Annotated in this window: 10 protein-coding genes; 3 read left to right on the forward strand and 7 right to left on the reverse strand. The window is 53.1% G+C overall.

Annotation, left to right across the window (positions count from 1 at the left end):
- Genes GCE01_RS11690 through GCE01_RS11700 form a run of 3 tightly spaced genes read right to left on the reverse strand, consistent with a single transcriptional unit; the run spans position 1 to position 3687 of the window.
- Positions 1 to 1635 (reverse strand): GMC family oxidoreductase, encoded by a 1635-nt coding sequence (locus GCE01_RS11690; RefSeq protein ID WP_086634285.1) that lies wholly within the window; start codon positions 1633 to 1635, stop codon positions 1 to 3.
- 20 nt (positions 1636 to 1655) lie between these two features.
- Positions 1656 to 3116: a cytochrome c gene (locus GCE01_RS11695; protein WP_167386160.1), complete on the reverse strand. Its 1461-nt coding sequence runs from the start codon at positions 3114 to 3116 to the stop codon at positions 1656 to 1658.
- A 19-nt stretch (positions 3117 to 3135) separates the two neighbouring features.
- Positions 3136 to 3687: a sugar dehydrogenase complex small subunit gene (locus tag GCE01_RS11700; RefSeq protein WP_167386161.1), complete on the reverse strand. Its 552-nt coding sequence runs from the start codon at positions 3685 to 3687 to the stop codon at positions 3136 to 3138.
- Positions 3688 to 4323: 636 nt separating this feature from the next.
- Between GCE01_RS11700 and GCE01_RS16685 the strand changes: the two genes are divergently transcribed.
- Complete coding sequence (locus GCE01_RS16685) at positions 4324 to 4797, forward strand: hypothetical protein (protein ID WP_145995794.1); 474 nt, start codon at positions 4324 to 4326, stop codon at positions 4795 to 4797.
- Positions 4798 to 4851: 54 nt separating this feature from the next.
- Here GCE01_RS16685 and GCE01_RS11705 read toward each other — a convergent pair whose 3' ends face one another.
- From GCE01_RS11705 to GCE01_RS11720, 4 genes are read right to left on the reverse strand one after another with little or no spacing between them, the layout of a single operon-like run.
- Positions 4852 to 6447 carry a TolC family protein gene (locus GCE01_RS11705; RefSeq protein WP_099213007.1) on the reverse strand — a complete coding sequence of 532 codons (1596 nt, stop codon included), beginning with the start codon at positions 6445 to 6447 and terminating at the stop codon, positions 4852 to 4854.
- Entirely contained in the window at positions 6444 to 8273 is a 1830-nt protein-coding gene (locus GCE01_RS11710) for an FUSC family protein (protein WP_099213008.1), read from the reverse strand. Before GCE01_RS11710 ends, GCE01_RS11705 begins: the two co-directional genes overlap by 4 nt.
- The gene (gene mdtN / locus GCE01_RS11715; RefSeq protein WP_099213060.1) at positions 8254 to 9303 is read right to left on the reverse strand and encodes a multidrug transporter subunit MdtN; all 1050 of its coding nucleotides are present in this window, start codon (positions 9301 to 9303) and stop codon (positions 8254 to 8256) included. The genes GCE01_RS11710 and mdtN overlap by 20 nt, the downstream gene beginning before the upstream one ends.
- Positions 9304 to 9305: 2 nt before the next feature.
- Entirely contained in the window at positions 9306 to 9581 is a 276-nt protein-coding gene (locus tag GCE01_RS11720; RefSeq protein WP_099213009.1) for a YtcA family lipoprotein, read from the reverse strand.
- 388 nt (positions 9582 to 9969) lie between these two features.
- On the opposite strand from GCE01_RS11720, the gene GCE01_RS11730 reads away from it, so the two are divergent.
- Both GCE01_RS11730 and preA read left to right on the forward strand, forming a co-directional pair.
- The gene (locus tag GCE01_RS11730) at positions 9970 to 11322 is read left to right on the forward strand and encodes an NAD(P)-dependent oxidoreductase (protein WP_099213011.1); all 1353 of its coding nucleotides are present in this window, start codon (positions 9970 to 9972) and stop codon (positions 11320 to 11322) included.
- On the forward strand, positions 11315 to 12583 hold the full coding sequence (gene preA, locus GCE01_RS11735; protein ID WP_099213012.1) for an NAD-dependent dihydropyrimidine dehydrogenase subunit PreA: 1269 nt from the start codon (positions 11315 to 11317) through the stop codon (positions 12581 to 12583). Before GCE01_RS11730 ends, preA begins: the two co-directional genes overlap by 8 nt.
- Positions 12584 to 12588 lie beyond the last annotated feature (5 nt).

Raw genomic sequence — 12588 nt, forward strand, 5'->3', positions numbered from 1 at the left:
TTACCCCTGTTTCAGGTCGTTGAGAATGGCGTCGGCGGCGCGGAGTGAGAGCGCAGCCATCGTCAAAGTGGAATTCACCGTTCCAGACGCCGCCATTGTTGCGCCTGTAGCAAGAAACAAATTGGCGTGATCATGGGTTCTGAGCCACTCATCCACGACAGAATCACGCGGATCATGGCCCATGATGGTACCACCGGTGATGTGATTGTTCGGAGTAAAGAACGGACTCATTTCAATTTCGGTTCCCCCAAGGGCCTTGGCAATGTCCATCAGGCGCTGCCGGGAAATGACCGCTGATTTGCGCACATATTCTCCCACGTCATACGTGACTTCGGGATGGGGAATACCGAGAGCGTCCTTATGATCCTTGGAAAGGACGAGACGGTTATTTGGGTCAGGGAGAACCTCATGGTTGGCGTAGATGTCCACACCATGAGCCGTACGACGGCGGATCTCTTGGTCCAGTTTCTTGCCAACCAAGCCCATGGATAGAGCTTTCATGCCAGCACGGGAGTTCTGAGCCGTATTGTTATAGCCAATCTGTGTGGCGGCATATTCGGAACGGAAATCACCGTCACGGAAGTTCGTAATGGAGCTCATCTGCACCGAACCGCCGCCAGCCCAGATAGGCTCAGCAGACTGGAAGCTCATACCGATGCCCGGATGGTCCATCATGTTCCGGCCAACGAGGTCCGATGAATTTGCAATACCGTTCGGATTGCGATCATTGGCCGCGAGCAAAAGCAGTTTGGGTGTTTCAATGCCGTTGGCAGCCACGACGAACGTTTTGGCAACGACACGATGAGACTGTTTTTCCGGATCATAGAAGCGGATGGCGGTGATCCGGTTCTTGGCATCCGTCTCCATCGCATACACGACAGCGTTCGGAATGATCTTGGCGCCCAGCTTCTCAGCCTTCAATGCGGCATAGACGCCGTTGTACATCGCTCCAATCGGGCAGATCGGCATGCAGTTGTTATTTCCGCAGCACTGTGGACGGCCATCATAGGGACGACTGTTACGGGCCTGCGGAACAGGAGTGTTGGAAAACCCAAGCTTGCTCACCACATCGGTGAAGGTGCGGTCTCCATATCCATAAGGCATGGATGTCATGGGCCAGGGATTTCTGCGCGGGGCGGACGGCGTAATGTCCTCTCCATTTGGGCCCATCACGCCCATCTCGCACTCTGCCTCGTAGTAGTACGGCTCTAGCGTGTCATAGCTCATGGCATAATCGCGCCCCACGCCATAAGTGGAGTGCAGCTTGAAATCGTTTGGCAGATACCGCCAGCTTGAGGCTGCCCAGTGCCAGGTTGTACCACCAACGCCCTTGATGATGCCCTGCTTGTAGGCCGTCCGGTCCGGGCCTTTGACGATCAGGTAATTATTGTCCGGAAAGTAGTTGGTGTGGGGCGCCCACGGAACGCTGGGATAAGGCGTTGCGTAATCATACTGGGACTTGTTGTCAGGCGGCATATTCCGCCAATTCTCCACAATCTGGGAGCGATCACGCCGAGGACCGGCATCCAGGAGCAGGACAGAAAGACCGTTGCGAACAAGTTTATGGGCGAGCAGGGACCCACAGATTCCTGCTCCGATAATGACGACATCAGCCGAAAGCGTTTCACCAGACATGATTTTACCTTTGAATTCTATTAAGCGACACGCTGTTTCCGACGGCTGATCAGCCACCAGACGCCACCCACCACGATGATTGCCCCTAAAACGCCACCCGCTCCGAGCAGAAGCATCACGCCTGGGCTTGCGAGTTTGGCGAGAGGGACCTGCTTGCCGCCAACACGAACCTGTTTCACCGCATCGGCAGAGACAGTGGCCTGCGCGTTGCCAAAGTGGCTCAGAACGTAATCTGCGATTGTTGCGATCTGCTCATCATTGAGCGGTTGCACCAAAGTTCCCGGGCCAAAGGCTGGCATCAGGATTTCATGATCTTCCGTTGTGCGGTCCACGCCATAGAGAATGCTGGCAATCAGATCATTCGGGTTGCGCTGCCCGGTCGTGGTATTCCCCACGAGGGAGGGATAATATCCATCTGCTGATCCTTTGCCGTCCGACTGGTGGCAACTAGCGCAGACGGCTTCATAGAGGGCTGCCCCGTCCGTTGTTTTGGACAGGGTGCTGTTGTTACGACGCGCATTCGCGTCAGCAACGCTGTAGCTTGATGGGCGACCAAGATGAGCGAAATTGGCAACCGTCTGGCCAGCTTCTGCTTTAGGCGGAACCGAACGGAGATAGGTCACGATCGCTGAAATATCCCCGTCTGGCAGATACTGCAGACTGTGCTCAACGGCTTCAGCCATCGGCCCTGCCGCACGTGCATGAGCCGTTCGGCCGGTTTTCAGGTATTGGTAGAGATCATGGTCAGACCAGCCGCCAATGCCGCTTTGAGGGTCATTGGTGATATTCGGTGCACGCCATGAGCCTATATCTGCTCCGGCCAGATAAGCTGACTGATTAGGCGCAAGCAAAAAATTGCGTGGCGTGTGACACTCGCCACAATGAGCCAGTTCGTCGACCAGATAGCGCCCACGGTTCCAGTCATCGTTGTGGGTATGGTCGAAGACATATGGCTTGCCTTCAATGCGCGCGGCAATCTTCCAGATACCCAGTGAGGCACGGATAGAGAACGGGAAGGGGAGCTGTGTCTTGGGCGATGGCGCGTCTACAGGTTTTACTTCGTTCATGATGTAGGCGTAGAGCGATTTAACGTCTTCATCCGTCAGGCGGTTATAGGCGTCATAAGGCATGGCCGGATAGAGCTGCGCACCGTCTGCGCGAATGCCGTGCCTTAACGCCTGAGAAAACTGTTCAAGCGTGTAATTTCCGATGCCATGAGTTTTGGATGGCGTAATATTGGTGGAGTAAATGTTTCCCATCGGGGATGAGATCGCATATCCACCAGCCAGAAATTGACCATCCCGTCCGTTTGTATGGCACGCAGCACAATCGGCTGCGATCGCAAGATAATGGCCGCGGCTGACAGATGGTTGATGAGCTGAAGCGGGTGTGGGCTCCGTCGGTTGTGCCAGTGCAGACGCTCCTGCGAAAAGCAGAACCGTTGTCAGGGCAGTGCCGGACAGAGAACGAAAATATCGCATTTTCACTGTGATAATTTCCTTAGAATTCCGGCATGACGTCGACGGAACCGGGCTCTGCAACCCAGTAATTTGGCCCGTTATGAGCATAAGTCGGGATGACGACGACATCGCGAGACGATTGATACATCAGCGCTTTTTCGAAAGCGTAAACCTTGGCGCTCGTTCCACCTTCAATAACGCCAGCATACCAACCGCGGATAATCTGCAGGAGCGTGGCATGCAAAGGATCCCCGTTCAGACCTTCCTCCAGTGCCTCAACATCCTGATAGCCGTTTTTCGCGATCCTTTCGCGAAGAGCTGCTACGCGAGCAGAAAAATCGTGTGCCTGAGCCTCAAACGCAAGGAGCAGCGCGGATCCAATAGCGAGATCCAGATTTTTATGGCCGGTGGCAAAGGTTGATAGTTGCATAAAATCTGAAACGCCATTCCGGTTCGATGCTACTATTTCTTGAGCAGAACCTTTCTTAACCGTTCCGATTGCGGCAGCGGTGATGCAGGCGCCGGATAGAGCCAGGAGACGCCTGCGGGAGAGAAAGACCGGGACAGGATTGGGATCAGGTAATTTTTCCAACGGCGCTCTCCAGAGACATAGTTTGATACGTTATGCCCCCTTCATCCGGATTTTTCCCCGATAATAGAAATGACTATTTTTTGTTCGGTATAACAGGATGGTGATTACAGTTACTGTTATTGGTAACGTTTTCGGCATAATTAGAAATATTTCTTATTTTCTTATGAATTTATAAAGTAATAACCGTTATAAAATAACATTTTTGTATTTATAATTATTTTTGAAAGTAAGTAACTTACATCTTATTTACACTTTTATTATTTTATATTTATTTCTATATTTTCTATAACGATAAAGATATACCGGAAGATGGTTATTTTTCTTTATCATTTTATAATTTTGTGGTGTTGCACGTTTGGCCTTATGTGAAAAAAATCGTTGTCACGTGCTAGTTTATGATTCGCCTTAGCGTCTGATCACTGAATAATGGAGCACTCCCCATACGCCTCAAAATACATCTTAATCGATATGAATATGATGAACTAAACCCCATTCAAGAAAATTCGCGAAAGGCTAGTTTTTAAATTTACTTTACGAAATTTTTACCTTGTAGTTCTAATCGAATTCATAGAAGCATCATGAAAAAATTTCGAAATCCATTTTATATTTAGAGAATTTTATATTAATGAGGGGAACATGAGAAAATATAACTATCCAACATTAATTTTTTCTTTATTGATGCCAATAAATTCGACCCTTGCATCGGATGTACATGAAAATTGCTATATTGAGAAAATATTCATGCGGCCACCTCTTTCAGCGTCAAGATTCAGTGTCAATGAAGATACGCTTCCAATATATGCGAATGCATACACACATAAAATAAACGGTGAAAATGATAGCCTTTTGAAAATAATTTTATCATATAAAATTTCAGACAATCAAGAATACCCGTCACATGATATCTGGAATGCCATCTATATTAGAGATTCCAATGGGAAAGCCGTCCATAAATTGTTTTTTGATAAGCCATTTACAAACGTGGCGTCCATTTCGGGAGAAATAGACGGTAAACCCTTTGCCCTCTCACAGGCCGCTTATCCAGCTTTTCGGCACTGGCTCCATAAAAACAAATCCGACTTGAAAAATAACGCATTATCGTGTCCCTGAGCGCCGATATTTTCGAACCACTTAAAACCATCGTAGCAAAGGCAAATGTTACTTCTAATTCTGATTAAGAGAGCCCGTGCCGAACGCAAGCCCAGCCGCGGCGATTAACGCAGCATAATAGGCATCTGAATGGCTCAGTGTCGCATCAAGATACGCATTCTGCGCTATACTCGTCTGCGTCATGGAGCCTACGCCACTACGATATGCGACCGAGGATGCCTCAAAACTTGTCATCGCTGCCGTCTCCAGCTTTGCTGATGCGGTATAGGCACTCAGGCTAGTACGGAGCGCATTTTCTGCGACTACAATCTGCTTCACAGAACTGTCGACTGTTTGCTGCAATGTCGCATCCGCACTGTCAGACTGATCCTGGGCCTGCTTCAGCAACGCAGCTCGGGTTCCCCCGTCGAAGATGGGGACAGTAATCCCACCAAGGATCAAACTGCTGAAGGCATTACTCGATAAGTTAAGGGTTGGGGGAGCCTCACTTCCCACTCCCGGCACGGATGAGAGTGCCAGACGCCCCGTGGTGTAGGCCACATTTCCTGTCATGAAGATCTTGGGCAGAAATTCGCTTTTCGCTGCGCGAACCCTGCTTTTTGCCGCCTTCGCATTTGCGTATGCTGCAAGAACGTCCGGCCTGCGTGAAACGGCCTGTTGGACAAATGCGTCAGTCAGACGAATATCGTCCAACCCAAGCGGACGGCCAGAAATATCGACTGTCTCAAGTTTTGTGTTCGGCGAAATACCAATGGCATTCAGAAGTTCAAGGGCCGTATTCTGTTCGTCGCCCTCTGCCTGTACAAGTCGTAGTTCAGTCTGTGCCGTAGCCTGCCGAGCCTGCGTGACATCCACTATGGTGCCTTGCCCCTGATGTAGCTTTGCGACTGCGGCCGCTTCCACGAAGCGTGCATTGTCCCGTGCCTTACGCAGCAATACGACACGGCTTTGGGCTGCGGCATGGGTGTAATAGGCCGTTGTTACCCCGTAGATGATTTTCTGATGAGCCGCAGTGAAGAGCACATTGGTTGCAATCTGTGCCTGCTTTGTGGCGGCAATAACGGCCTCACGTTTGCCGAAGTCGAACAGCAGCCATTCCATACCCAGGGTTTGGATTTCGCCAGCGCCCGACCTGCTATTGCGAACACCGCCCAAAGCACTGTTTAATCCGCTCAGGCCTGAGTTGATTGCGTCTTCAGCAATGCCCGCATTGCTGACCGACGGGTTCGCACCGTCATTACGGCTATGATTATATCCGCCTACAACTGTCGCGGTCAGGCGGGGCAAGTACGCACTCTTCGTAATTCCCACAGCCAGAGCGGCATCACGCGCAAGGTTCCAGGCACGTCTGGTTTCAGGATTGGCCGACTGCGCAATATCGATCAATTCAGGCAGGGAATAGGCATGGCCAGCCTGTGGCGCCAATTCAGGGGCAGGGGGCCGCACATGGATCTGACTATTGGACGGCAATGTGTATCCAGCGGGGACGGCCAGTGCATGCGGTCCGGGCTTACCGGGCACCAGTTCTCCATTTGCAGCGACATTCGGTTGCCATGGCCGATCAGGGCTGGCGGGCGCCGTTTCAAGTGCCTGGGTCGCACAGCTCGATAGCAGGAGCGGCAGAAAAAAGGTTCTTTTGAAGTGAATCATGAAGCAATCTGTTCCAGTCGTGCCGTGCGATCGGCAAGGTCTGGCCGCTTGGGAGTTGCAAGCAATTCTTCAGTCAACCTCGAAGCATCGATCAAGGCATTTCGGGCCGCCTGAAGACGGGGCTGATCAGCGCGCATGTGCGCCGGCTCAGACATCGCATACTCCAGCGTTCGTTCGCTTTCCAGTAACGCAGATTGACTAAGAGCGGCAGACTGAAGCTGATCTTCAGAGCTCTGAGCCGTCCCTTGGCGCCTCAGGCAATCGTTCAGTTTGCGAAGACTGCCCCCCAAATGATCGTAGGCACTTGCCGGCCAGAAGCTGGTGAACATGGCATATGTAATGAGGTTACCAAGCATGATGCCGACAATACGGTCACGCGCGGTGGCCATGTCTGCTGTGGGGCCGTAGCCTTTCAGATCTGTCAGATAAAATGCCAGGCCGATCTGAAAGCCTGCATAAGCAATACGTTCGTCGCCTGTCTTGACCCACGCCCCGGTCAGGGAAACAACAAAGACAAGTGCCAGAAATCCGGTGATGCCATTCAGGTGTGGCATCACGGCGATAATAGAGGCGATCCCCAGCGTTCCGCCTATGAGAGCGCCCGTGATGCGCAGTGTCAGCTTTGAAATCATCTCGCCCATCGTAGGCAACGCAACGATGAAACAGGTAATGATGCAAGTGTGGATGCCTGGCCAATCCAGAACCTTGAAGATCAGATAACTCAGCATCACTGCAGCAGTCCCTTTCACTGCGAAGCGCACATGGTCTGGATTGGTAAAGGCATCCTCAGAAAAGAAACCCGATTTTTTCTTTTCTGGCGATTTTCCAGCAACAAGGGCAGGTGGGGTTGTGAAATTCGGCAGGAGAGCGGTTATCGCCTGTAAAGACGGATGCTCCGAAGCGATCACAGGGCTTTCGATGGCTGTGGGATAGTCACCCTCCGAAAAAATCCTTGCCATGCCTTCAAGCGTTTCAGTCAGGCGAGACAACTGCTCCTGTGGCGGTCTTGCCCTACTTGCCTCATCAGCAAGCGCAAGAACAGCGACACTGCTGTTGGCTGCCTGTCGCAAGCAGGCCAAATCATGGACGGACCAGATCTTTTCAAGTGAGGCCATCTTGGCGGACTTCATCATGCCCGCCGTGCCTTCCCGAAGCATATCTGTCGCTCGTTCCTGTGTTAGCGCATCAAGAGTTTGGAGAAGGCGAACAGCCATGTAGAGCCGAGCAGCGATGCTATCCGTCAGGATCTTTTTAGGGGATGGGCAAATCAACAGCCCCAGCACAATCATGACCGCCCCCGGCACGGCCAGAAAGAGATCCGTGTAGAGAAGGGCGCGTGTCACGACTTCTCCAACCGGGACCTGATCAATCGCAATCAGTCCATAAACCGTAATCAGACCCAGCATATAAGCCACAGGCTTTAGCTTGCTGGCTGAGCCCAGAAAGAAAAAACTGAACGACAGCAGGGCAATGACGATCACCAGTCCCATAGGATGATCGAGCGTCAGGCGGATGAGCGCGTAAATAATCAGAAGCAGAATGAGGATGAGGACATTTACAGCAACCCCAGCCAGAGCATTTGTCACGCGGTCTTTCTGCCACAGCGCCATGGTCACAAGGGCAGGCACGGCCAGCTCCGGAACCTGCCAGATTTCCCCAATCAGCACGGTCGTCGTGCATGCGGCAGCCATGCGAAGCGCATATCCCAATCGCCCCGGAACAGGGTCACAGACCAGCCGCCAAATCCGTGCCAATCCCAGTCCTGGCCCCCTCATGCTGGAAGACGACAAGGCATTCGCCAGAGTGTCAGGGACAGGCAGCGCCATGCCGGATCTCAACGGTTGCTGTGGCGCCAAGTCTTAGCAAAAGCGGGTTTGCCCTCTCCAGCCTGATGCGCACCGGAAAGCGTTGGGCGACGTGAACCCAGTCCATTTGGCGCGGCACGATGGGCAGTGAGCGGGCAATGCCAGCAGAATCTACAGACAGGACGCCCCAACCAATACTTTCGACGTGTCCGCGTAGAGGACTATGGCGATCAATCATTGAGTGAACGGTCACGCAGTCGCCAATCTGAACAGAAGAGAGATTGATCTCACGGATATTGGCGGTAGCGTACCACTCGTCATCAGCAATGAGCGTGAACAGGACCTGAGACGGCGCGAGAACCTCACCAGCTTTAACCCGCAAACTCGTGACATAGCCATCCGCAGGAGCTGTAACCACAGTCTGGCGTAGCTCGTATTTTGCATGGTCCAGGGCTGCCTGACTGGCATCCCGTGCGGCAAGGGAACTTTTCAGATCTCCGATCGCTGTTGTCGCTGCGACAGATTGGTTTTTCGACTGTGAAAGCGACACTTCAGCGTCATGGAGTGCCACACGAGCCTGATCATACTGTTGCCACGGAATATAGGACTGGCCAGCAAGCGGCTTCAGGCGCTTTACCGTACGTGCGGCCAAATCACGATTGGTTCTGGCACGAACAACCTGATCATCCGCCGTGGCGGCGCTGGTTGTCTTGATGCTGAGCAGCCGTGTCTGGTTCTCGACCTCTGCATTCGCAAGATCCAGATTGGCCTGGGCCTGTCGGACAATCAGTTCGTAGGGTTCAGGATCAAGTTGGTAAAGAACGTCACCCTTATGAACATGCTGATTGACGACAACTCTGAGTTCCTTCAACCGTCCACCAACGGTGGAGGCGACGTGTACCATTTCCGCGTCAATGCTTCCGCTGTCAGAAGACGGATGAGCGCTGTCTTCATGCGAGACATGGACGCCGAAGAGAATGGCTACCCCAACGCAGACGATTGCAACGATAATACCAATCGGCTTTTTGCCTGAGACATGAACGCGCTGCATCATCAAGGCCCGAACACCAGCGTCCACACAGTCAGTGCGGCGATAACGCCCAGCGCTACATAGGTGAAGAGACGAAAACTGAGGATGGCATCAAGGCCGGTTAGAAGGAATATCACTCGTAATCCAACAGCAACCGCAACACCAACGAGGCCACAGACCATCCAGTCCGGAAAGTAAGCGCCTACAACTGGGAAAGACGGGGCGCCCTGGAGGGTACATCCCTCACTCGCCAATAAACATGAGACAGGAATGAGAAAACGCAGGCGGGTAAATCGCATGAGAGGTGTCAAAGCTTTCTGCGTCCAACAAACAGAGTGCCAGCCTACCACATTCCTTTCCAAAGGCTACTCAGTATCGCATGGCTAAGTGTTTGAACTTTGATGCATTGATTTAAGGAGTAAAGGATGATGGGCGCCTTGATTAGACTTCCCGTGAATGATGGATTTGCCTTCATCGGAAAAGGCGTGAGGGGAAGAAAACGTACCTCCTGATCTAAGATCTTGTCGGCGGGATTTCTCATGGCTAGGCGTTTCCTCAATCGCCGCAGGTTCTCACCTAGAACCCATAGTCTCGCATAAACTGAACGTTTGGTCAGAAAACCCTTGCCAGAGAGTATTTCGAACTCATACCATTCCGATTACGAACCAAGTCAGGCAGGAGACGAGTATGCGACTCGATATTGCATGTGGCCGATTGCCGGAAACCGCTCTGGAACTGAACTTCGCCGATGCTCATCCCGGTCTGTCGCCCGAACAGGCAGCGCTGGAAGCTGATCGATGTTTCTACTGCTACGACGCTCCATGCGTTGAGGCCTGTCCGACAGACATTGATATCCCACGGTTCATCAAAGCCATTGCATCTGACAATCTGGCCGGCGCTTCGCGCACCATTCTTCAGTCCAACATCTTGGGCGGATCGTGTGCAAGGGTTTGTCCGACCGAAATTCTGTGTGAGCAGAAATGTGTTCACACCGAGATTGAAGCTCATCATGCCGTTCGAATAGGCGCACTTCAGCGGTTTGCTACAGACTGGCAAATGCAGCAGAAGACCCACCCGTTCCAACGGGCTGCAAGCACCGGAAAGCGCGTGGCCGTGGTAGGAGCAGGGCCAGCGGGGCTAGCCTGCGCCCATCGGTTGGCCATGCATGGGCATGATGTCACGATCTTTGATCGACACGATGCACCTGGTGGCCTCAACCAGTATGGTGTCGCGGCCTATAAACTTGCTGACAACTTCGCCCAACGGGAAATCGAGTTCCTGATGGAAATTGGGGGAATCGCTTTCCAGGGTAACGCGACGCTCGGGGAGAACATCACGCTTGCAGGCCTCCGCGAGACCTATGACGGCGTTTTCCTGGGCCTGGGTCTGGCAGGTGTGCGCGCTCTAGGCTTGGAAAGCGAGTTCGCAGAGGGCGTCCTCGATGCAGTCGATTTTATCGAGACCCTCCGCTCCCGAAACCTTTCCGAGGTCGTGGTTGGCAGACGCGTTGTCGTGATCGGGGGCGGCAACACGGCAGTTGACGCAGCAGTGCAGGCAAAACGTCTGGGTGCGGAAGAGGTAACGCTGGTTTATCGCCGCGGGGCTGAGCACATGTCGGCCACGGAAGTTGAACGGGAATGGGCCCAGACAAACGGCGTTACGGTCAGATTCTGGGCGTCTCCCAGTCAACTCAATGTCGAAGACGGGGCCATCAGGAGCATCACATTCATTCGAGGCACACCTGATGGCCGGTACGATCCGCAAAATGCCTTCACACTCGCGGCCGACATGGTCCTTAAAGCAATCGGGCAGATTTTTGTCCCAGACCCAGTGCGAAATGACCAGATCCTCGTGGAAAACGGGCGCATCGTTGTGAATGAAACAGGACGCACCTCCATGCCGGGAGTTTATGCGGGTGGCGACTGTACGGCAGGAGAAGATCTTACCGTTGCAGCTGTCCGGGACGGACGGAACGCGGCTGAAGCGCTTCATGATGAACTGATGGCATCCAACATGGAAAGGGCCAACCACAATGGCTGACCTGCGCACGGTTTTTGCTGGAATCAAATCTCCCAATCCATTCTGGCTTGCTTCTGCACCGCCGACTGACAAGGAATACAACGTTCGCCGGGCCTTTCAGGCCGGATGGGGTGGTGTTGTCTGGAAAACGCTTGGCGAAGATCCACCGGTCGTCAATCTGAGCTCCCGCTATGGAGCCCTAGGCTTTGAGGGACGTCGACTGATTGGCCTCAACAACATCGAGTTGATTTCGGACCGCCCGCTTGCGACCAACATCGCGGAAATCAAGCGCGTCAAACGCGAATTCCCGGATCGCGCCCTTATCGTCAGCCTTATGGTGCCCTGCGAGGAAGATAAATGGAAAGCCATTCTACCGATCGTTGAGGAGACAGGCGCAGACGGGATCGAACTGAACTTCGGATGCCCGCATGGCATGTCCGAGCGCAATATGGGTGCGGCGGTCGGGCAGGTCCCGGAATACGTTGAAATGGTGACACGCTGGTGCAAGCAGAACACGCGGATGCCGGTGATCGTCAAGCTGACGCCAAACGTGACTAACATCCTGATGCCGGCACGCGCTGCGCGGGCAGGTGGGGCGGATGCTGTATCCCTGATCAACACCATTCAATCCGTCATTGGCGTAGATCTGGATGCCATGGCGCCCATGCCGGTTGTGGGCGGAAAAGGAACGCATGGTGGCTATTGCGGGCCTGCCGTGAAGCCAATTGCGCTACGCATGATCGGAGAGATTGCCAGAGATCCTATCATGGCTGGAATTCCCATCTCCGGAATTGGTGGAATCAGCAACTGGCGGGATTCTGCCGAATTTCTTGCAATGGGCTCAGGATCGCTTCAGGTCTGTACCGCCGCGATGCATTATGGGTTCCGCATCGTGGAGGACATGATTGATGGCCTGTCCAACTGGATGGACCAGAAAGGCTATGAGCGGCTAGAGGATCTGACAGGCCGGGCTGTTTCGCAGTTCGTACCGTGGAACCAGCTCAACATGAAGTTCAAGACCCTCGCCAATATCGATCAGGATGCCTGTGTCGGGTGTGGTCTCTGTTATATCGCCTGCGAGGATACGTCCCATCAGGCGATTTCCAAGAAAAACACGTCTGATCGCCGACATTACGAAGTGATCGAAGAGGAGTGCGTGGGCTGCAATCTTTGTGCGCATGTCTGCCCGGTGGATGACTGCATCACAATGGTTCCACAACCCGTAGATGGGGAACTGACATGGCCCCACCATCCTTCCAACCCCAATTGTATTCCCGCCTGAGAGGC

Origin of the sequence: Gluconobacter cerinus (assembly GCF_002723935.1) — a bacterium.
In the GTDB taxonomy this organism is placed as follows: Bacteria; Pseudomonadota; Alphaproteobacteria; order Acetobacterales; family Acetobacteraceae; genus Gluconobacter; species Gluconobacter cerinus.